Here is a 21,598-nt window from a genome sequence, read left to right on the forward strand (position 1 = left end):
CTCGGTATCCGGCGGATGGGACGCCGCGCGAGCACTCAGTAGCCCTGCATCACCTTGCGCAGCGCGTACTCGGTGAGCGCGACCAAGGCCTGCTTGGCCGGCTCGCGACGCCGCGCGTCGATGGACATGATCGGCACGTCCGCTGGCACCGCGAGGGCCTGCCGGATGTCCTCGATCGGGTACCGCGGCGCGTCGTCGAATTCGTTGAGCGCCACCAGGAATGGTAGGCCGCGCGCTTCGAAGTAGTCGACGGCCGCGAAGCTGTCCTCCAGCCTGCGGGTGTCGACGAGCACCACGGCGCCGATGGCACCGCGGATCAGGTCGTCCCACATGAACCAGAATCGGTACTGGCCCGGCGTACCGAAGAGGTACAGCACCAGATCGTCGGCGAGGCTGATCCGGCCGAAGTCCATCGCCACCGTGGTGGTCGACTTCATCGGAATGCCCGTCAAATTGTCGATTCCGGTACTGGCATTGGTCACCAATGCCTCGGTGCGCAGCGGAACGATCTCCGAGACAGCACCCACCATCGTGGTCTTACCGACACCGAAGCCACCCGCGACAACGATCTTCGCCGACGTTGGCTTGCTGGTGCGGGTGTCGACCTGCGCCGTCGAATCAAATACGCCGGAGTCCACTGAGAACCCTTTCGATCAGCTCGCGACGTTCATCGTCGCTGGAATCGTCTTTCAAAGTCGCCGAAACGCGTACATGCCCGGCCTCGATCAGGTCGGCAACCAGCACGCGAGCCACCCCGATGGGGATACCCAATCGAGCTGCTACCTCGGCAACGGACGGCGATTCTCTGCACAACTCCACGATTGACGTCTCGATGTTGGTCAGTTCGAACTGCCGCTCCAGGGCGACCGGATGCGATGCGACGAGCGCCTCCAACGCCAACTCGACCGCGGGCCTCGTTCGGCCTGCGGTCAACGAGTATGGGCGAACGAGACTGGGCTCGGCGCTCCCCAAGCGGTGATCTTCTATGTCCATCCCACCATCAGGAACCCATCGTGACGCGTGGCGTGGCCTGAACTGTCTGGCCAACCCGCTCGACCAACAACGCCATCTCGTAACCGACCTGACCGATGTCGCACGACGTATTGGTCAACACGGCAAGGTACGAGCCGTCGCCGACGGCCATGAGTAGCAGGTAGCCGTGCTCCATCTCGACGACGGACTGCAGCACGGTGCCGCCCTCGAACAGGTTCGAGACGCCGACCGAGAGGCTGGCCAGTCCGGCGGTGACGGCCGAGAGCTGCTCGGCGCGGTCGACGGGCAGCTGAGCGCTCGCGGCCATGAGTAGGCCGTCAGCCGAGACCAGGACGGCATGGGCTACGCCAGGAACCTCGTTGGCGAAGTTCGAAACCAGCCAATCCAGCTGACGATTCGTACCACCTAGATCGGGGTTCATCGGTCTCCTTTATCTCCGGTTAAGTTCATTGCTCTCATTGCGCGGCCATCCCGGACGCCCTGCTGATGGCGACTCAGGCTGGACCTGATCGTTTCTGGATCACGGCTCGGTGCCCGATCCACCGCACCGTTGACGGCGCCCGGGACCAGCCTTCCGCCCGGATTGCGTTGCGGCAACCCGGCCGCCGTCCTTGTTTCGGATTGCGCCTCGCTGGCCGCGCGGGCCGCCTGCCAACCTTCATCACCGGGTGATTCGAAGGAGGCGGCCACGGTGGACCTGTCCATATTCGGGTCTGACAGCCACGCCGACATCATTTCCGCGAAAATCGGTGTCCCGCCCATTACCGAGTCGCCGGTTTCGACCGCGGGCTGGAGTCTGGTCTGGAAGAACGAGGCCGTCCTGCTCGGGTTGGCCCGGTAACTGTGCCTGCCTGGGTCGCCTCCTGCGGCTTCCGCGTCCTGCGGCTGCTCGTCGATGCCGGGCAGCGTACCCCGACCTCGTTGCGACAGACCAAGTCCCGGCGAGTCGCCCGGCTCGCGTTGCGGCAGATTCGGCGGCACCTGGGTGCCTGGCTGGCGCTGCGGCAGTCCGGTCGGTGTCGCCTCACGCGGCGGCGCGCTCGCGGCGGCGTGCCGCTGCGGCAGACCACCCGCGCTCGGATCACGCTGCGGCAGACTCGAATCCCGCTGCGGCAGACCACCCACGCTGGGATCACGCTGGGGCAGGCCGCCGGACGCGGAATCCCGCTGCGGCAGGCCGGTCGAGCTCGAATCTCGCTGCGGTAGACCACCAGCACTCGGGTCACGCTGCGGCAAGCCGCCCACGCTGGGATCGCGCTGCGGCAGACCACCGGCACTCGGGTCACGCTGCGGCAAGCCACCCACGTTGGGATCGCGCTGCGGCAGACCACCGGCACTCGGATCTCGTTGCGGCAGACCACCGGACGCGGAATCCCGTTGCGGCAGACCGTTCTCGCCACGGTGACGCCGTGGCAGGCCACCCGCGGTCGCGTCTCGTTGCGGCAGACCGCCCGCGCTGGGGTCACGCTGCGGCAAGCCACCGGCACTCGGATCTCGTTGCGGCAGATCACCCGCACTGGGATCGCGCTGCGGCAGACCACTGGCACTCGGGTCACGCTGCGGCAGGCCACCCGCGTTCGGATCACGCTGCGGCAGGCCACCCGCGTTCGGATCACGCTGCGGCAGGCCACCCGCGTTCGGATCACGCTGCGGCAGGCCACCCGCGTTCGGATCACGCTGCGGCAAGCCCTCGCGCTGCGGCAGACCATTGGGCCCGGTCTGTCGCGGCGGCAGCCCACCCGAGCCGCTGTCGCGCTGCGGCAGTCCACCCGCGCTCGGATCACGCTGCGGCAGACCACCCGGCGCAGCGGAATCCCGTTGCGGCAGACCGTTCTCGCCACGCTGACGCTGCGGCAGGCCGCTCGGCGGCTGAGCGAGCCCGCTGATGCTCGGCTGGGGTACCCCGTTGCTGCCGGGCTGACGCTTGGGCAGCTCGCCCGAATTCGCGTCCCGTGGCGGCAGACCCGTCACGGTCGGCTCGGCCGGACCACCGGGCTGACGCGGCGGCGGACCGCCGGGGGCGAGGTTGCGCTTGGGTAGGTTCGCCGCAGCGAGCTTGCCGCGCTGCGGTCCGCTCGACTGCTGACCAGGTGCGGGTCGCAGCGTCGGACCCGACGCGTTCGATTGCAGCCCGGACGCCATCGAATTGCCAGGCTGCCGCTGCGGCAGCCCGCCACCGGCCGGAATCGGGCCGCTCGGCGAGGCATTCGGATTGCTGACCGGGATCGGTCCGCTCACCCCTGGATCGACGGTGACCATGACGTTGCCGCCGGGGGTCCTGGTGATCGCCCGCATCTGCATCGACGACGGGCCGGACGGCCGCGGCCGCTCAGGCGTCTGCGGGGACGGGGTGACGGGCTGCGCCGTGATCGGCTTGCCCGCGACGATCAGCGCGCCGGGAACGTGCACGGTCACCGTGACACCCGGATCACGCGCGGTGTCGAAGGTCGGGCGCAGCCGCACGGTGAGACCGTGCCGCTCGGCCAGCCTGCCGACCACGAAAAGACCCATGTGCCGGGCGGTATCGGGCCCCGGCTCGGCGGTCTGTTCCAACCGCCGGTTGATATCGGCCATCTCCGACGGCGGCATACCGATGCCGCGGTCGGCCACCTCGATGAGCATGCCCTGGTCGTGTGCCTGCGCGAAGGTGAACTTCACGTCGGTCTCCGGTGGGGAGGCACGCAGCGCGTTGTCCAACAGCTCGGCGAACAGGTGCGCCATATCGGAGGCGGCGGGCTCGACCAGCGAACCACGCGGCGTGGCACCCAGTTTCACTCGCTCGTAGTCCTCGACCTCGGAGATCGCGGCGCGCAGCACGTCGGCGATCTCGACCGGGGCGGACTTGGCGCGGCGCTGCCTGGTACCGGCGAGGATGAGCAGGTTGTCGCCGTTTCGGCGCATACGGGCGGCGAGATGGTCCAGCCGGAAAAGGTTTTCCAGCAGGCGTGGATCCTTCTCGTCGTACTCCATCGCCTCGATCAGGCTGAGTTGATGGTCGACCAGCGACTTGGATCGCCTGGCCAGCGTCTCGAACATGTCGTTGACCTGCGAACGCATCTGCGCCTGGTCGCTCGCCAGGCGCAGCGCCTGGCCGTGAATGTCGTCGACGGCACGGGCCAGCTGGCCGATCTCCTCGGTGCTGCGTACCGGCATCGGCTCCAGCGGAACCTCTTCCGGCGAGGCGCCGTTGCGGAGCTGGGAGACCTCGTGTGGCAGATCGCTTTCCGCGACCCGCAGCGCCGCGAGGCGCAGCCGGTGCAGCGGCACGATCATCGAGCGCGCGACGAACACGGCGAGCAGCAGCGCGGCGAGGATGGTGGCGACGACGACCGCGGTGTAGGTCCACGCGTCGCGCTGGGCGGTGGACACCAGCGAGTTCATCGCGCCGTCGATGTCCTTGGTCGCCTTGCTCACCACGAGCTCGTACACCGCGAGGCTGTCGGTCAACGACTTCTTCAGGTCACCGACCGGAATCTGACCGGCCTGCGCCTGGGTGCTGCTGAGCAGCGCGACTCGGGTATCGATGCCAGCGCGCAGATCGGCGATAGAGGTATCGCCGTCGGAGAACCGGTGTGCGAGCACGCCGAGCAGCGAGCGCTCGGTGTTGGCCGCGGTGAGGAAGCCCGGCGTACCGGCCTTGGGATCCTTCAACACGGCGGGGAAGGCGGCGACCTCGCCGACCAACGTGGCACGGGTGTTGAGCGAGTCGACGAGGCGCAGCTTGGCCGTGTCGACGGCGGAGTCGCTGACCTGGCCGACCGTCGTCTCGACGATCCGCACGCTGTCGTTGCGCACCCGGTCGATCAGGCCGATGGCGTCGGCGGTCGATCCGGTGCTCACCGCCTTGCCTTGCTGGCGAACGGCTTTTGCCTGGGTGAGCATGCTGTCCAGCGACGCACGGGCGCCGGACACACCACTGAGCTTGTCGGCGGCCTTCTCCGCGTTGGCAATCGCCTTGTCGAGATCGGCGAGGTTCTGATCGGTCACCACGGACACGTTGTCCGCGACAGCGATCATCTGCGAGCCGACCACCGTCGCCGTCTGCGCGCTGAGCGCGGTGACGGCGGGGATGGCCTGGACGTTCTCCGCGACGTCGGCGAGCCGACCCGAATTGGTGAACTCCGATGAAATCCTGGACACGCCAAGGCCTACCGCGACGGCCAGCGGGACGGCCAGCACGGCCGTCACCTTCCAGCGCAGGTCCCAGTTGCCGAGCGCCCAGCGCCTTCTGCCGGACCTAGCGGCCTCACGCATCTCCCACTCACTTTCCAAACTGGCCCCAACCACGCGCCATCAGCGAACCTCCACACGCATACTGGCTCGACAGGCGGAGCTGGCCGAGAACTGCGGCTGGCCGAGAAATTGCGTCTACGACGGCCCAAATAAGTGACATCAGATTCTAACGGATCAATAACTTCTTGGGTGACTCCGAGTAAGCATGCGATCCTTGACCTGGCCGTTCCAGGCAAAACCAAAGGTCACAACACCCACCCGGGCGTCGCGTGAAGTCTGCCACAATCAACCAGATCTATCGAGGCGGGCATCGAGGCGAGGCTAGGGAGTCACGGGTTTGAACGTGCGGCACGAGTACCGACCGGTCTATCAGACCAGCTTGGTCGACCCCGCCGAGTTCTGGGCCGGGGCGGCTGAAGCGATCGACTGGGTGGTGCCACCAACCCAAATCATCGACACGGCAGCACGTCCGGTGGCCAGGTGGTTCACCGACGCTCGCCTCAACACCTCCTTCAACGCCCTCGACCGGCATGTGCACGGTGGCTCTGCGGCGGAGGGGGGCTTAGCTGACCAGCCCGCCTTAATATACGACTCCGCTATGACCGGCACCAGAGGCGTTTTCACCTACGCCGAGCTGCTGGAAAAGGTAGCCAGGTTCGCCGGCGCGATGAGTCGGCTCGGGGTCGTCGCCGGCGACCGCGTCATCATCTACCTGCCGATGATCCCCGAAGCCGTAATCGCCATGCTGGCCTGCGCGCGCATCGGCGCGGTGCACTCGGTGGTGTTCGGCGGCTTCGCCGCACCGGAGCTCGCGGCCCGCATCGACGATGCCGAGCCGGTGTTGATCATCACAGCATCGGGCGGCCTGGAACCGGGCAAACAGCTCGAATATCCGCCGATTGTGTTGCAAGCCTTGGACCTCGCCGAGACCACCGCGCCGCGCACGGTGATCGTGAAGCAGCGGCCGCAGTTCCCGACGATCCACTTTCCCGCGCCGCAGGCCGCGACCGAATCGCTGCCGAGTTCCGCGCAGACGATCGCGGCACAATGGCTCGATTGGGACGTCGCTGTCCGAGATGCGCCACTTGCCGAGCCGGTACCGGTCGCCGCGACCGATCCGCTCTACATCCTCTACACCTCGGGCACCACCGGGAAACCCAAAGGGGTAGTACGGGACAACGGCGGACACGCGGTTGCCCTCGCCTGGTCCATGCGCAACATCTACGACATCGGCCCCGGCCAGGTGATGTGGACGGCCTCCGATGTCGGCTGGGTCGTCGGACACTCCTACATCGTCTACGCGCCGCTGCTGGTCGGCGCGACCACGCTGCTGTACGAGGGCAAGCCGATCGGCACGCCGGACGCGGGCGCCTACTGGCGGGTGGTCGCCGAACACAATGTTCGCGTGCTGTTCACCGCGCCGACCGCGCTGCGCGCCATCCGCAAGGCCGATCCGGAGGCGGAGCTTGCACACGGCCACGACCTGTCGTCGCTGCGCGCGTTGTTCTGCGCGGGCGAACGACTAGATCCCGCGACCTACGCCTGGGCCGACGAAGTCCTGCTCGCCGATCGAACGGACTGCCCCGTCGTCGACCACTGGTGGCAGACCGAGACCGGCTGGCCGATCTGCGCGAATCTACTTGGCCTGCAACAGCTTCCGATCAAGGCGGGTTCGTCGTCGGTGCCGGTGCCCGGCTTCCGGCTGCGCGTGCTCGATTCCGAGGGCAACCCGGTGGCGCCGAATATCGAGGGCAACATCGTGATCGGGCTGCCGCTGCCGCCCGGCACGCTCACCGGACTGTGGAACGACGACGAGCGCTACAAGCGTTCGTACCTGTCCGCCTACCCCGGCCACTACCTCACCGGCGACTCCGGCTATTTCGACGAGGACGGCTACCTGTACGTGCTCGGCCGCAGCGACGATGTGATCAATATGGCCGGGCACCGGCTGTCGGCGGGCAGTATCGAGGCGGCCATCGCGGGCCACGAGGCGGTCGCCGAGTGCGCGGTGATCGGACTGCCCGACGAGCTCAAGGGGCACCGGCCGCTGGCGTATGTGGTGCTCAAGTCGGGGGTCGAGGTCGATCCAGGGCAGCTGCGCGACGAGCTGATCGAGCGGGTGCGCGCGCAGATCGGCGCGATCGCCACGCTGCACGACGCCGTCATCGTGACCGCGCTACCGAAGACCAGGTCCGGCAAGATCCTGCGGAAGACCATTCGGCAGATCACCTCCGGTGAGCCGTACGAGGTGCCGTCCACCATCGAGGATCCCGCGGTGCTCGAGGCACTAGAAGAACAGATCCATGCCGCCCGGCCTGCGCGGGACGAGCCTGTTGTGACACCCGACGTGGGCTCGCCCGCGTAACCTTCCGCGCGAAATCGTTCTTCCCGCTTAGGGATTGGTACGTGCTCAGAGATTCCTTAGGGAACGTTCACACGGGTGCCAGTGCGGCCGCATAGCGTCGAGGGCGCTAGGCAGTAACCCTCGACGAACTGGAGTCACACCATGAAGCGTTCCGTTGGCCGTCCCGCCGTCGCCGCACTCGCCGCGGGCGGGCTGGCCACCGTTGCCGTGCTGCTCAGCCCGGCGATCGCGTCCGCGGGTCCGATGGAACTGGCCGGTCCGCTGCTGAACTCGGACTGTTCGTTCGCCCAGGTCGACGCCGCGCTGCACGACAAGGCGCCGCAGCTGGCCAAGATGCTCGACGCGAACCCGACGCAGAAGGCCGAGCTGCAGCGCAAGTTCGATCAGCCGGTCGAGCAGCGCCGCGCCGAACTCCAGCGGGCCATCGACCAGAACCCGGACGCGGTCCAGCAGGCCCAGAACGACCCGCGCTTCGCCCAACTGCGCGGCACCATCCAAACCGTCGCCGACACTTGCCACAACTACTGACGGGCGCGGGTGCCCTGCCTGACCGGCTGGACCGTTCCGTGACGGCACAATGACTGACGTGACACCAACGACCCCGACCGTCCTCGTCGTCGATGACGACGAGGACGTGCTCGCCTCGGTCGAGCGTGGGCTGCGGCTGTCCGGCTTCCACGTGCTGGTCGCCAGGGACGGGGCGCAGGCGCTGCGCAGCGTGAACGAGCACGCGCCGGACGCGATCGTGCTCGATATGAACATGCCGGTGCTCGACGGCGCGGGCGTGGTGACCGCGTTGCGCGCGATGGGCAACGAGGTGCCGATCTGCGTGCTCAGCGCGCGGGCCTCGGTGGACGACCGCATCTCCGGGCTGGAATCCGGGGCCGACGACTATCTGGTCAAGCCGTTCGTGCTCGCCGAACTCGTCGCGCGGATCAAAGCGCTGCTGCGCAGGCGAACCGATACCCAGTCGCCGACAACGCCGGGCGCGATCACCGTCGGCCCGCTCGAGGTCGATATCGCCGGCTATCGCGCGATGCTGCACGGCAACGAAATCGAGCTCACCAAGCGGGAATTCGAGCTGCTGTCCACGCTGGCGCGCAATGTCGGCGTGGTGCTGAGCCGGGAACGGCTGCTGGAACTGGTGTGGGGCTACGACTTCGCGGCCGACACCAATGTGGTCGACGTCTTCGTCGGCTATCTGCGGCGCAAGCTGGAGGTGGCTGGCGCGCCCAGGTTGTTGCACACGATCCGCGGGGTCGGGTTCGTGCTGCGAGCCCCCAAATGACAGCGGCTGGCGAGCCGAAAAAACGTCGGCGCCAGGCTTTTTCGCTACGCACCAGGGTCGCGGCCGCGGCGGCCGCCGGCGCGATCGTGATCGTCTCGGTGATCAGCGTGGTCAGCATCCACGCGATCGAGCGCAACAATGTGCGGCAATCCGATCAGCAGCTCGCGGTCGCCGCGCGCATCGTGCTGATCGAGCCGGTCATCGTGGTCCGGTTCATCAGCCTGGTGCCCGGGCTGACCAACGATATCGCCGTCACCGTTCGCGACGACGGCAACGTCATCGCGAGCACCCCGACCCAATTGCCCGATCTGGCACCGGGTTCGCGGACGGTCCCGGTCGGCGGCACCCCCTATCGGATCCGCTCGACGACCGAGCATCAGCCTGCCGGCCGGGTGGTTTCGATGGGCCTGCCCGCCGCCTCCTCGGCCGCGGCGACCGCCGAGCAGCAGCGCTGGGTGCTCGGCGGCGCGTTGTTCGCCATCGCCGCCGCCGCGGCACTCGGCTGGCTGCTCGCCGGGCGCGCGGTGCGTCCGATCGTGCGGCTGACCCGTCAGGTCGACGCGCGCAGCGGCCTGCCCGATCCGCGCAACCCGCAGACGCCGGTGGACGGGTCGGGCGTCCGCGAGGCGGAAAAGCTCGCGGATGCGGTGAATACGATGCTGCAGCGGGTGGATCAGGCGCAGTCGGAGACGGCGGCCGCGCTGGAGACCGCGCGCGATTTCGCCGCCGTGTCCGCGCACGAGCTGCGCACACCGCTCACCGCCATGCGCACCGATCTCGAGGTGTTGCGCACCCTCGACCTGGACGAGGCGCAGCGCGCGGAAATCCTGGCCGACCTGCAACGCAGCCAGGGCCGCGTGGAAACAACGCTCGCCGCGCTGGAGCGGCTCGCCACCGGCGATCTCACCAACGAACGCGACCACGTCGCCACCGATGTCGGCGACCTGTGTGACCAGGCCGCGCACGACGCGATGCGGCATTTCCCCGGGTTGAAGGTCCGCATCGACAGCGATACCGAGCTGGTCACCCGCGGTCTGCCCGCTGGTCTGCGGCTCGCGGTGGACAACGCGCTGGCCAACTCGGTCAAGCACGGCCGCGCCACCGAAGCGCTCGTCTCGGCGCACCGAGCACCGAATGGCCACATCGTCATCAGTGTCGACGACAACGGCCGCGGCATCCCGCCGGACGAGCGACGCGCCGTCTTCGACCGCTTCTTCCGCGGCAGCCAGGCCAGCAAGGGCGGCTCCGGTCTCGGTCTGGCCCTGGTCGCCCAGCAGGCCCAATTACACGGCGGCCAAGCCTATTTCGACGATGGCACGCTGGGCGGCATCCGCCTGGTCCTCGACCTCCCCGCCCCCTGATCGCCTGGGTCCTTAGCGAACTCTCATGGAAACGCCAGCGGGCGGGTCATGTGCGGGTTCTATGGTCAGGCTGTGATCGGAAAACACGCCCGCTTGGCTCTTCTCGCCGTTGCTCTTGTCAGCGCTGGCGCGCTCGGCGCCGGTATCACCGCGTGCGGCCGATCGGCAGGCCCCACCGGGATCGCGCTGGTCAACGCCGATACCGGGCCGACGGGCGCGCGGGTCGTCAAGGCGTTGCAGGACGCGGGCGGATACGAATGGACCGCGGCCAAGCCGGGCGAGGCGAGCACCGACGACTATGCGGCGGTGATCACCCTGCCCGCCGACCTCACCGACTCCATGGGCACCCTGGCCGGTGTCCAGCCGCGCCGGGCCAAGGTCACCGTCGCCACCCACAAGGGCGCGGACACCGAGCTGGTGAACGGCGCGGTCACCGAGGTGACACACCGGGTCGGCGCGGCGGGTGTCGACGCCGCGCTGTCCGCGGTCGGGCAGGCGCGCAGCCAGATGTCGCAGGTGCAGTTCACCGCGCAGTTACTCAAGGCCGGGGTCGGCGCGGCCGCCGCGGGCACCGACCAGTTCAGTTCGGGCGCCGACCAGCTGCTCGGCTTCCTGAATTTCGCCAAAGAGGGTTCCGCGCAACTGACTTCGGCCATCACCCTGCTCAACTCGACCGTGGCCGGCGCGGCCAAGCAGGCCAATGAGCTTGCCTCGGCACTGGATTCGACCGGCATCACGATCGCACAGGTGGAGCAGACCGCCAACACGGTCAACACCGGTCTCGACCAGATCCTGCCGCCGCTGCGCGCGCTCCCCTTCGCCAACGATCCGGCGCTGGCCGACATCATCAAGAAACTCGAAGGCCTACAGGGCATTTCGGGTCAGGCCGGCGCCCAGCTGACCGGTCTCGGCTCGCTGGTCGGCGGCGCGGTCGACCCGAACACCGATCTCGGCACCCTGCTTCGCACCGTGGTCGACCGATTGACCAGTGCCAGTGCGCAATTGAACGAGGGCGCGAAGCTGGCCGAGGGCCTGCCCAAACTCGCCGACGAGGGCGGCGCCCAATTGGTCAGCGCCATCAGCCAACTCACCGGCGGCGTCACCCAGCTGCAGACCATCGTCGGCAACCTGAACACGCAGACCGACAAGGCCGTCCAAGCGCTCCCCCAGCGCAGCTCGACTCAGCAGTCCGCCCTCGCCCTCGCACTCACCGATCCAGTCGAGGTCGTCCGGCAGTAGAAACGGCGATGGCCCGTATCCCAGAGAGCCGGCACACGGACCACACAACCCAACCACTACGGAGCGAGTCTTACGAGCGACCCGTTCGCGGCCCGTCTCGTGTCCCAGCTGTCGAAGCGCATGCGCCGCAGGCGCGAGTCTCGACAGCTGGGACATGAGACACCAGGGGGCCGCGAACACGCCGCGGCCACGCGGCAAATTACTTAGCGTCCAGCAGGTCGATCACGAAGACCAGCGTCTTACCCGCGAGGGGGTGTCCGGCACCGGCCGGGCCGTAGGCCAGATCCGGCGGGATGGTGAGCTGACGGCGGCCGCCGACCTTCATGCCTGGGATGCCGTCCTGCCAGCCCTGGATCAGGCCACGCAGCGGGAAGTTGAGGGATTCGCCTCGGTTCCAGGAGGAGTCGAATTCTTCGCCGGAATCGAATTCCACGCCGACGTAGTGCACCTCGACGTTGCCGCCTGGCACGGCTTCTTTGCCTTCGCCTTCGATGATGTCCTTGATCACCAGCTCGGCCGGCGCGGGGCCGCCCTGGAACTCGATCTCCGGCTTGGTCATTCGGGTTATCCCCTTCGATAGGTGATGGTTGGTGATGGTGAAACTAACGGTTGGTGATCTCGCGGTAGTCGCGGGCGCCGTAGCCGGTGTAGATCTGGCGCGGACGGCCGATCTTCAGTGGCTCGCTGTGCATTTCGCGCCAGTGCGCGATCCAGCCCGGCAGTCGGCCCATCGCGAACAGCACGGTGAACATGCGGGTCGGGAAGCCCATGGCCTTGTAGATGACGCCGGTGTAGAAGTCGACGTTCGGGTACAGGCGGCGCTCGACGAAGTACTCGTCGGTCAGCGCGGCCTCTTCCAGCGCCTGGGCGATGTCGAACAGCTCGTCGTTGCCGAGCTTGTTGAGAATCGCGTCGGCGTGCTTCTTGGCGATCGCGGCGCGCGGGTCGTAGTTGCGGTAGACGCGGTGCCCGAAGCCCATGAGCTTCACGCCGTCTTCCTTGTTCTTGACCTTGCGGATGAATTCCTTGACGTCGCCGCCGTCGGCCTTGATGCCGTCGAGCATCTCGAGCACGGCCTGGTTCGCGCCGCCGTGCAGCGGGCCCCACAGGGCGTTGATGCCGCCGGACACCGAGGTGAACAGGTTGGCGTCGGAGGAGCCGACCAGCCGGACCGTCGAGGTGGAGCAGTTCTGCTCGTGGTCGGCGTGCAGGATCAGCAGCATGTCGAGCGCCGCGGCGACCTCGGGGTCGACCTCGTACGGCTCGGCCGGGAACCCGAAGGTCATCCGCAGGAAGTTCTCCACCAGGCTCAGCGAGTTGTCCGGGTAGAGGAACGGCTGGCCGACCGACTTCTTGTACGAGTAGGCCGCGATCGTCGGCAGCTTGGCGAGCAGCCGAATGGTGGACAGCTCGACCTGTTCGGGGTCGCGCGGGTCGAGCGAGTCCTGGTAGTAGGCCGAAAGCGCGTTCACCGCGGACGACAGCACCGGCATCGGGTGCGCGTTGCGCGGGAAGCCGTCGAAGAATCGCTTCAGATCCTCGTGCAGCAGCGTGTGCCGGCGGATCCGGTCGGTGAAGTCGTCGAGCTGGGTCTGCGTCGGCAGCTCGCCGTAGATCAGCAGATAGCTGACCTCGATGAAGGTCGACGTCCCTGCCAGCTGGTCGATCGGGTAACCGCGGTAACGCAGGATGCCCGCCTCACCGTCGATGTAGGTGATCGCCGACTTGGTCGGGGCGGTGTTCATGAAGCCCGGGTCGTAGGTGACGTACCCGGTGCTGGCCAGCAGCTTTCCCAGCTCGATTCCGTCGTTGCCCTCGGCGGCTTTGGTGACCGTCATCGGGAACTCCCCGCCGGGATAGGAAAGGACCGGCTTGGCGTCTTCGTCGACGTTGATGATGTTCTCAGCGGGCACGGAAGGATCCCTCTCAGGCTAGAACCGTAGGCATCGTCGCGGTCGGCGCACGATGCACTTGTCTCAACGCTAGACGTTCACCGACACGGACAACCAGGAGGGTAGTCCTGCACCGCGGACAAGTCAGCCTCGCTGGCGCTCGGCCGACTTGTCCGCCGGGAGGCGCTGTGTCGATGGTTCGCTCGCTACGCTCGCTCACGAAACACCTCGTGGGCGAGTGAGGTCCGAAAAGCCCACCAAACAGCGGTTGCCGGATATTCGCAGGCCTCATGGTGCCACTATTTCCGCATGTGCGCGGCCTACTCGGTATCGCACGAATGCCGGGAACGCCACGGCGGCGATCATCACGCCGATCACCACCAGTGCACCGCCGCCCGCCGCGGCGACAGCGGTACCCAGGCCGGCCGCCGCAAAACCGTGGGCAACATCACCGATTCGCGGCCCACCTGCGACAACCACGATGAACACGCCCTGCAGCCTGCCGCGCATCTCGTCGGTGGCGACCTGCTGCAGCATGGTCACCCGCAGCGCGGCCGAGATCATGTCCACCGCGCCGCCGAAGGCCGAGCAGATCAGCGCGAGCCACAGCCCGAGGCCGAGGCCGAGGCCGTGCCCGGTGAATCCGACGGCGACGCCGAAGCCGACCATGGCGACGCCCCACAGCGCGATGCAGACGAGCACGGCAAGGCCCTGGCGCCGGATCCGCGGTATCCAGCCGGAGAACACCCCGCCCAGTACCGCGCCCGCCGACATGGACGCGAACAGCAGGCCGAGCGCGACCCCGCCGGTGGTCGGATCGCCGAAGGTCTCGTGCGCGATCTGCGGGAACAGCGCGCGCGGCATGCCGAACACCATGGCGATCACGTCCACCGCGAACGAGGCGAGCAGGATCCGCTGGGTCGCCAGATAGCTGAAACCATCGAGCACCGTGCGGAATCCGGCCCGGCGCGCGGTACCGGTCGGCGGCAGCGCTGGCAGCCGCCAGACCGCCCACACCGTGGCGAGCAGCGCGATGGAGTCGATCAGATAGAGGGTGGACAGCCCGACCACCGGGATCAGCGCACCCGCGAGTACCGGTCCGGCGATGGCACCGAACTGCATCACCGTCATGCTGAGCGAATTGGCCGCGGCCAGTTGGTCTTCCGGCAGCAGGCGCGGAATGGTCGCGCTACGCGTCGGCTGGTTCACCGCGTAGAACGCCTGCTGCGTCGAGAACAGGCCGAGCACCACCCACACGTTGTCGATGCCCGACGCGGCCTGCGCCCAGAACGCCACCGCGGTGAGCCCGGTGCCCGCATTGGTGATGAGCATCAGCTTGCGCCGGTCCATCACATCGGCGAGCGCGCCACCCCACAGCCCGAACACGACCAGCGGTACCAGGCCGAAAAGCCCGGCCAGGCCGACGTATCCGGAACTGCCGGTGATCTGGAAGATCTGCTGCGGTACCGCGACGATGGACAGCTGCGCACCGATCATGGTGACGATGCCCGAGGTCCACAGGCGCCGGAAGTCGGTATGTCGCAGTGGTGCCGTGTCGGCCAGCAGTCTCACCGGCCGCAGCATAACGAGTCGAGACCGACCGGTTAGTTACGACATTTCTCACCGGCCGGTCGGGAATACGTCAGGGCTGTAGTCGCTGCACCGTCATCGCGCCATCGGCGATGAGTACTCGAATCCGGTTGTGCAGCCTGCCGCGTCGGCCCTGCCAGAACTCCACCTCGTCCGGGCGAAGCAGGAACCCACCCCAGTGCGGCGGCACCGGAATCTCGTCGACGGCGTCGAAGCGCGCGATCGTCTCGGCCATGGTGCGGTCCAGCTCGGCGCGCGAGCCGATCGGCGCTGACTGCTGCGAGGCCCACGCGCCGAGCTGGGAGTCGCGCGGGCGGGAGCGCCAGTAGACCGCGGTGGTCTCGGCGGCGGTCCGCTCGATCGCGCCGCGCACATGCACCTGGCGGCCGAGCGCGGGCCAGACGAAGGTCACCGCCGCGAACGGGACGGCCGTGAGCTGGCTGCCCTTGGCCGAGTCGTAGTTCGTGTAAAAAGTCACACCCTCGGGTGAGAGGCCTTTACACAGCACCGTCCTGGCGACCGGTCGCGGCGTGCCGTCGGCCAGTGACACGGTGGCGAGCACCATGGCGTTCGGCTCCGCGACACCCACTGCGGTCGCTTGCTCGATCCAGTGGCGCAGCAACGGCTCCCAGCCGCCTGCCAGCCAGGTTTCGTCCAGATCGACGTCTTCTCCGCTACCGAATGGGGCGCCACCGTACTCGGCGCGCATGCCGGCGAGATCGGTGCTCGGCAGGATATCGGCCGTCTCGTGGCCGCCGGGTGAATTGTCCAGGTCACGCATGGGCCAGACGTTACTCCGGGGTAGCAAGGATCTAAGGTGATGGTGATCGGCATGTGCTCGGCGAGCCGCACGTTATCCCTCATCGCCGAGGGCAAGCCCATTCGAGCGACCTGCGAGCAGTCGCTACGAGGCGCGTCCCGAAGTGCAAGGAGAAGTCACAACATGACTACCAGCCCCGCGGTGCCCACCGGGCAGACCGCCGTACCCAGCGATTTCGTCAGTGGCCTGGAGGGCGTGGTGGCTTTCACCACCGATATCGCCGAACCGGACAAGGACGGCGGGGCGCTGCGCTACCGCGGCGTCGACATCGAGGACCTGGTCGAGGGCCAGGTGACCTTCGGTGACGTGTGGGCCCTGCTGGTCGACGGCGAGTTCGGCCGAGGCCTGCCGCCCGCCGAGCCCTTCCCGCTGCCGGTGCACACCGGTGACGTGCGCGTCGACGTGCAGGCGGGCCTTGCCATGCTCGCCCCGATCTGGGGTTACCAGCCGCTGCTCGACATCGACGACGAGACCGCCCGCGACAACCTGGCCCGCGCCTCGGTGATGGCGCTGTCCTACGTCGCGCAATCCGCGCGCGGTATCTACCAGCCCGCGGTCCCGCAGAAGAAGATCGACGAGTGCAACACGGTCACCGAGCGGTTCATGACCCGCTGGAAAGGCGACCCCGACCCGAAGCACACCGAGGCGATCGACGCCTACTGGGTGTCCGCGGCCGAGCACGGCATGAACGCCTCCACCTTTACCGCGCGGGTGATCGCCTCCACCGGCGCCGACGTCGCGGCCTCGCTGTCCGGCGCGATCGGCGCGATGTCCGGCCCGCTGCACGGTGGCGCGCCCGCCCGGGTGCTGCCGATGATCGAAGAGGTCGAAAAGACCGGCGACGCACGCGCTCTGGTCAAGGGCATCCTCGACCGCAAGGAAAAGCTGATGGGCTTCGGGCACCGGGTGTACCGGGCCGAGGACCCGCGCGCCCGCGTGTTGCGCGCCACCGCCAAGCGCCTGGCCGCACCGCGCTACGAGGTGGCCGCCGCGCTGGAGCAGGCCGCACTCGCCGAGCTGCGCGAGCGTCGCCCGGACCGGGCGATCGAGACCAACGTGGAGTTCTGGGCCGCGGTGATCCTCGACTTCGCCGAGGTGCCCGCGCATATGATGCCGGCCATGTTCACCTGTGGCCGTACCGCAGGTTGGTGTGCGCACATCCTCGAGCAGAAGCAGCTCGGCAAGCTGGTTCGCCCGGCGGCCATCTACACCGGACCGGCGCCGCGCCGCCCGGAGGACGTCGCGGGCTGGGCAGCCATCTCGCACGCGTAACAATAGGGAAAAAGCATGGCCGCGAGCCGAATGTCCTGCCACTGGCCAGACGTTCGGCTCGCGTAGCATCCGGCCGACTTCGGACAGAAGGGCTACGGATGACAGAAAGTGGAATGTCGCGGCGGCGGTTGTTCGGCACCGCGCTCGCCGCCGGTTTCGCCGCCACCGGATGTGGCACGGCGCAAAGCAGCACGGCGGCCGCACAACCGAGTTCGACGAGTCGCGCTGCCAGGCCGGTGGCCAGCGATTCCGCCGTGGTCGCCAAGACCGGGCCAGCGCCGCAGGACAACTCCCCCGCCGCGGTGGTCGCCAGGCACGCCGGCGAACAGCCGCGGCAGTGGGACGTGGCGATGCCAGGTATCACAAGCACTTTCGCGTTCACCGGCAAGCAGATGGCGCTGACCTTCGACGCGTGCGGCGGGCCAGGCGGCAACGACATGGATGAATCGTTGGTGAACTTCCTGATCGCCCAGCAGATTCCGGCCACGTTGTTCCTGAACAAGCGCTGGATCGACGCGAACCAGGAGCGAGCCGCCCGATTGGCCTTGAACCCGCTGTTCGAGCTGGGCAATCACGGCGTTGCGCACCGGCCGCTCTCGGTGAACGGGCGGGCCGCCTACGGCATCAAGGGCACCGCGTCGGCGCAGGAGGTCGTTGACGAGGTCTGGGCCAACCACGAGCGGCTGAGCGGGCTGGTCGGCAGGCCGCCGCGATTCTTCCGGGCCGGCACGGCGCACTACGACGAGGTCGCGGTCGACATCGTCAACGAATTGGGGGAAATCCCGGTCGGTTACAGCATCAACGCCGATTACGGCGCGACCGCAAGCGCCGCCAAGGTGCAGGCCGCGATGAATGCCGCCGCGCCAGGGGCGATTTCACTCGCGCACATGCACCGGCCACAGGGCGGCACCGGCGCTGGCATGATCGCCGCGCTGCCGACCATCCGCGCGATGGGCTTCACCTTCGTCCACCTGTAGCCGCGGTCAGTCCTCGCCGAGGGAAGCCGACCAGTCGACGGCGACCGATTCGCCGTGGTCGACGGTGAAGAAGGCGACCTCGAGGTGCTGGCCGAGATCGACGAGGCCGATCGCGGCGAGCGGAACCGGTTGGACGAGCCGGACGAGCCACGGTTTCGGCTCGTCCCAGGCGCGCAGCTCCAGGTCGAGGCGGAGCACCGGATCGTCGCGGCCGGAGTAGTCGGCCGCCACCGGGGTCGCGGCGAGCACCGTCGCGTCGGCGCGGCGGCCGTCGGCGAGGATCTTGGCGACGCTGGCCCGGCCGGTCTCCGCGAAATCGGGAACGTACAGCACCAGCCGGTCCCGATCACCGGGATCGACCCGGCAGCAAACCACATCGCCCGGCTGCATCCACTCCAGATTCGCCTCGGACACCCGCTGCCGGACCCTGGTCTCGTAGGGCGGCATCCCGTCGACCTGTACCCGAACCCAGAACACATGCCCAGGCGCACCGCGCGCGACGCCATCCGCGTCGAGTTCAACCGCCGCCGCCTTCGAACTCGGCCGCGTGCCAAGGATCGTCGCCGATCCGAGGGCGCCGCGCATCAGCAACTCTCGTCGCGCGCCATCGGAAATCGCGACGATGCGCAGTCCGAAGGTCCGTGGTCGTCGACCGCGCAATCGCCACCCCGAGTTAGTCGGCGCCATGTTCATGGGCGCAAAGGTTAGCTGGAGTGTGGTCGACGACACAGCAATACCACCGCAACCCGAGCAGAACGTAACAATTCCGGCATCGGCGCCCGGCTCCGGCCGAGCCGGTCGCCGCGGCCTTCGGTGGCCGAGGGCACAGCGGCCGACCCGCACGAGCCAGGCTGGTCCGAGACGCCTTACCCTGTTCGCATGACCACTGCGTTCCCGACGATTCCCGACGACCTCAAGCCCGCCGACGGACGATTCGGCTGTGGCCCCTCCAAGGTGCGACCGGAGCAGTTGCAGTCCCTGGTGAGCGTCGGCGCCTCGGTGTTCGGCACGAGTCATCGGCAGAAGCCGGTCAAAGATGTGGTCGCGCGGGTGCGCTCGGGCCTACGCGAACTGTTCGCGCTGCCCGACGGTTACGAGGTGGTGCTCGGCAACGGTGGCACGACGGCGTTCTGGGATGCCGCCGCGTTCGGCCTGATCCGCGAGCGTTCGCTGCACCTGACCAACGGTGAGTTCAGCTCGAAGTTCGCCAGCGTGGCCAAGGGCAACCCGTTCATCGGCGACCCGATCGTCATCTCGGCCGAGCCTGGCAGCGCGCCGGAGCCGGTGTCGGATCCGTCGGTCGACCTGATCGGCTGGGCGCACAACGAAACCTCCACCGGTGTCGCCATTCCGGTGCAGCGTCCGGCGGGCTCGGCGAACGCGCTGATCGCCATCGACGCCACCTCCGGCGCCGGCGGCCTTCCGGTGAACATCACCGACGCCGACGTCTACTACTTCGCACCGCAGAAGTGCTTCGCCGCCGACGGTGGCCTGTGGGTCGCGCTGATGAGCCCCGCCGCGCTGGCGCGGGTCGACGAGATCAAGGCCTCGGGCCGGTGGACGCCGGAGTTCCTCTCGCTGCCGATCGCGATCGACAACAGCACCAAGGACCAGACCTACAACACCCCGGCGCTGGCAACCCTGCTGCTGTTCGCCGACCAGATCGAGTGGCTCAACGGCAACGGCGGCCTGGACTGGGCGGTCAAGCGGACGCTGGATTCGTCCTCGCGCCTGTACAACTGGGCCGAGTCGAGCGAATTCGCCACGCCGTACGTCGCCGACCCCGCCCACCGCTCGCAGGTGGTCGGCACCATCGACTTCGCCGACTCGGTCGACGCGGCCGCAGTGGCGAAGGTGCTGCGCGCCAACGGAATCGTCGACACCGAGCCGTACCGCAAGCTCGGCCGCAACCAGCTGCGCGTCGGCATGTTCCCGGCCATCGACCCCGAAGACGTCAGCCAGCTCACGCGCAGCATCGACTGGGTCGTGCAGAATCTGGGCTGAGGGTCGCACCTCAACTCAGCCACCACGCGCGAGTCTTACGAGCGCCGTTCGCGGCCCGTCTCGCGTCCGAGTGGCCGAAGCGCATGCGCCGCAGGCGTGAGTCTCGGCCACTCGGACGCGAGACACCCGGGGGCCGCGAACACGCAGTGCCGCAGGCGCTGCCAATTGAACACAGCGCGACACGCCACAAATGACACGCCGCGCCGCATTGCGAAGTAACTCGAACAGAGCAGATTAGCGGGGTGCGGGAGTCTCTTCAGAGATTTCCGCCCCGCGTGTCTCGCCCCACGAATCCCAGAAGTGCACTACTGTTTCGGAAAGTGGGCGGTGTCGCGAGTCGACGCGGTAAGGAGGTAACGGTGCGTGAACTTCGAGTGATCGGGGTGACGCCCGACTCCACGCACATCGTGTGTATCGACACCGAGTCCGGAGCGAAGTACCGGCTTCCCGCCGACGACAAGCTACGAGCCGCAGCGCGCGGAGACCTTGCCCGATTCGGCCAGATTGAGATCGAAATGGAAGCAACTATGCGTCCTCGCGATATTCAGGCTCGTATCCGGGCCGGCGCCTCCGTCGACCAGGTCACCGAAGAATCCGGCATGCCGGCCAGCCGCGTCGAGCGGTTCGCCTACCCGGTGCTGCTCGAACGCGCCCGCGCCGCCGAACTCGCGCAGAAGGCACACCCCGTCCGCCCCGACGGCCCCGCCGTGGAAATCCTCATCGACGTCGTCACCGCCGCCTTCACCGAGCGTGGCCACAACATCGAGGGCGCCGAATGGGACGCCTGGAAGGACGAGAAGGGCTTCTGGGTCGCCCAATTGCAGTGGCAGAACGGACGTTCCGAGATCGCCGCGCACTGGCGCTACCAGCCGGACGCGCACGGCGGCTCGGTCTCCCCGCTCGACGACCCTGCCTCCGATCTGATCGACCCCGACTTCGGCCGCGCGCTACGCGGCCTGGCGACGATCCAGCCCGCCGAGCCCGAAGCGGTCGCGCCCGCGCCGCAACCCGAGCCGGTGGTCGAACCGCGCCAAGCACCCGCCGCGCCGCCCGCGCGCACCCCGGCACGCCAGCAGAGCCAGCCAACCCTGGACGAGTACTACGAACAGCGTGCCGTCGCCGCCGGTGGCGCTAACACGCCCGCCATCACGGCGGGCACGACCGCGACCCCCACCGCGACGCCCGCCGCGGCAAGCCAGGCGCCCACACCGAGCGCGCCCCCTGCGCCGACCACGCCGAGCGCGCCCGCGGAGCCAACCCCGGCCGCACCCGCCGCGTCGGCCAAGCCCGCCGTCGAGGAACCAGCCAAGCCCGCCGCCAACGGCAAAGCGCCCGCCAAGTCCGCCCGCACCAAGCGCGGTAAGGCGCCCATGCCGTCCTGGGAAGACGTCCTGCTCGGAGTCCGCAGCTCCGGTCACTGAGCGTGCCGCCGCACGCCGTCACGGAGCCGCGTGCCGAATGTGTCAGCGCTGCTGTCGGGCCAAGGCGACCTGACAAGCGAATTACCCAGCGCGGCAACTGATTTCGTTAGCACACGGGTAACTCATCTCAACCCGTCCGGCAC

18 protein-coding genes are annotated in these 21,598 nt (G+C 68.2%); 9 read left to right on the forward strand and 9 right to left on the reverse strand.

The features are described from left to right. Window positions 1-35: 35 nt before the first annotated feature. Genes OG203_RS21325 through OG203_RS21340 form a run of 4 tightly spaced genes read right to left on the reverse strand, consistent with a single transcriptional unit; the run spans window position 36 to window position 5,247 of the window. A complete protein-coding gene (locus tag OG203_RS21325; RefSeq protein ID WP_405167378.1) occupies window positions 36-638 on the reverse strand; it encodes a GTP-binding protein in 603 nt (200 codons plus the stop codon). Further along, entirely contained in the window at window positions 619-993 is a 375-nt protein-coding gene (locus OG203_RS21330; protein WP_040731099.1) for a DUF742 domain-containing protein, read from the reverse strand. Before OG203_RS21330 ends, OG203_RS21325 begins: the two co-directional genes overlap by 20 nt. A 7-nt stretch (window positions 994-1,000) precedes the next feature. Next, a complete protein-coding gene (locus tag OG203_RS21335) occupies window positions 1,001-1,414 on the reverse strand; it encodes a roadblock/LC7 domain-containing protein (RefSeq protein WP_011207200.1) in 414 nt (137 codons plus the stop codon). After that, the gene (locus OG203_RS21340) at window positions 1,411-5,247 is read right to left on the reverse strand and encodes an ATP-binding protein (protein WP_405167379.1); all 3,837 of its coding nucleotides are present in this window, start codon (window positions 5,245-5,247) and stop codon (window positions 1,411-1,413) included. Before OG203_RS21340 ends, OG203_RS21335 begins: the two co-directional genes overlap by 4 nt. Before the next feature lie 316 nt (window positions 5,248-5,563). Between OG203_RS21340 and OG203_RS21345 the strand changes: the two genes are divergently transcribed. The 5 genes from OG203_RS21345 to OG203_RS21365 all read left to right on the forward strand — a co-directional run bounded on the left by OG203_RS21345 (window position 5,564) and on the right by OG203_RS21365 (window position 11,479). Beyond that, window positions 5,564-7,591, forward strand: a complete 2,028-nt coding sequence (locus tag OG203_RS21345; RefSeq protein ID WP_405167380.1) for an AMP-binding protein — start codon at window positions 5,564-5,566, stop codon at window positions 7,589-7,591. A gap of 141 nt (window positions 7,592-7,732) precedes the next feature. Next, window positions 7,733-8,119, forward strand: a complete 387-nt coding sequence (locus OG203_RS21350; RefSeq protein WP_405167381.1) for a hemophore-related protein — start codon at window positions 7,733-7,735, stop codon at window positions 8,117-8,119. 49 nt (window positions 8,120-8,168) lie between these two features. After that, complete coding sequence (locus OG203_RS21355) at window positions 8,169-8,879, forward strand: response regulator transcription factor (RefSeq protein ID WP_405167382.1); 711 nt, start codon at window positions 8,169-8,171, stop codon at window positions 8,877-8,879. Continuing rightward, window positions 8,876-10,240, forward strand: coding sequence for a sensor histidine kinase (locus OG203_RS21360; RefSeq protein WP_405167383.1), 1,365 nt, complete (start codon window positions 8,876-8,878; stop codon window positions 10,238-10,240). The genes OG203_RS21355 and OG203_RS21360 overlap by 4 nt, the downstream gene beginning before the upstream one ends. A 72-nt stretch (window positions 10,241-10,312) precedes the next feature. Further along, window positions 10,313-11,479 carry a hypothetical protein gene (locus OG203_RS21365; RefSeq protein ID WP_405167384.1) on the forward strand — a complete coding sequence of 389 codons (1,167 nt, stop codon included), beginning with the start codon at window positions 10,313-10,315 and terminating at the stop codon, window positions 11,477-11,479. A gap of 199 nt (window positions 11,480-11,678) precedes the next feature. Here the strand turns inward: OG203_RS21365 and OG203_RS21370 are convergent, their stop codons facing one another. The 4 genes from OG203_RS21370 to pdxH form a co-directional block, all read right to left on the reverse strand. After that, window positions 11,679-12,038 carry an FKBP-type peptidyl-prolyl cis-trans isomerase gene (locus tag OG203_RS21370; protein WP_405167385.1) on the reverse strand — a complete coding sequence of 120 codons (360 nt, stop codon included), beginning with the start codon at window positions 12,036-12,038 and terminating at the stop codon, window positions 11,679-11,681. Window positions 12,039-12,081: 43 nt separating this feature from the next. Beyond that, on the reverse strand, window positions 12,082-13,392 hold the full coding sequence (locus tag OG203_RS21375) for a citrate synthase (RefSeq protein WP_405167386.1): 1,311 nt from the start codon (window positions 13,390-13,392) through the stop codon (window positions 12,082-12,084). A gap of 267 nt (window positions 13,393-13,659) precedes the next feature. Further along, window positions 13,660-14,955: an MFS transporter gene (locus OG203_RS21380; protein WP_405167387.1), complete on the reverse strand. Its 1,296-nt coding sequence runs from the start codon at window positions 14,953-14,955 to the stop codon at window positions 13,660-13,662. A gap of 58 nt (window positions 14,956-15,013) precedes the next feature. Further along, a complete protein-coding gene (gene pdxH / locus OG203_RS21385; RefSeq protein ID WP_405167388.1) occupies window positions 15,014-15,742 on the reverse strand; it encodes a pyridoxamine 5'-phosphate oxidase in 729 nt (242 codons plus the stop codon). A 162-nt stretch (window positions 15,743-15,904) separates the two neighbouring features. Between pdxH and OG203_RS21390 the strand changes: the two genes are divergently transcribed. Then, window positions 15,905-17,053, forward strand: coding sequence for a citrate synthase 2 (locus OG203_RS21390; RefSeq protein WP_405167389.1), 1,149 nt, complete (start codon window positions 15,905-15,907; stop codon window positions 17,051-17,053). Between the two features lie 98 nt (window positions 17,054-17,151). Further along, entirely contained in the window at window positions 17,152-18,030 is an 879-nt protein-coding gene (locus OG203_RS21395) for a polysaccharide deacetylase family protein (RefSeq protein ID WP_405167390.1), read from the forward strand. Between the two features lie 6 nt (window positions 18,031-18,036). Here OG203_RS21395 and OG203_RS21400 read toward each other — a convergent pair whose 3' ends face one another. Next, window positions 18,037-18,717, reverse strand: coding sequence for a hypothetical protein (locus OG203_RS21400; RefSeq protein ID WP_405167391.1), 681 nt, complete (start codon window positions 18,715-18,717; stop codon window positions 18,037-18,039). Window positions 18,718-18,909: 192 nt separating this feature from the next. On the opposite strand from OG203_RS21400, the gene serC reads away from it, so the two are divergent. Together serC and sepH are read left to right on the forward strand one after the other, a co-directional pair. Then, window positions 18,910-20,034 (forward strand): phosphoserine transaminase, encoded by a 1,125-nt coding sequence (gene serC, locus OG203_RS21405; RefSeq protein ID WP_405167392.1) that lies wholly within the window; start codon window positions 18,910-18,912, stop codon window positions 20,032-20,034. 359 nt (window positions 20,035-20,393) lie between these two features. Beyond that, complete coding sequence (gene sepH / locus OG203_RS21410) at window positions 20,394-21,455, forward strand: septation protein SepH (protein WP_405167393.1); 1,062 nt, start codon at window positions 20,394-20,396, stop codon at window positions 21,453-21,455. The last annotated feature ends 143 nt before the right edge of the window (window positions 21,456-21,598 follow it).

This window comes from Nocardia sp. NBC_01499 (genome assembly GCF_045040275.1).
Taxonomy (GTDB): Bacteria; Actinomycetota; Actinomycetes; order Mycobacteriales; family Mycobacteriaceae; genus Nocardia.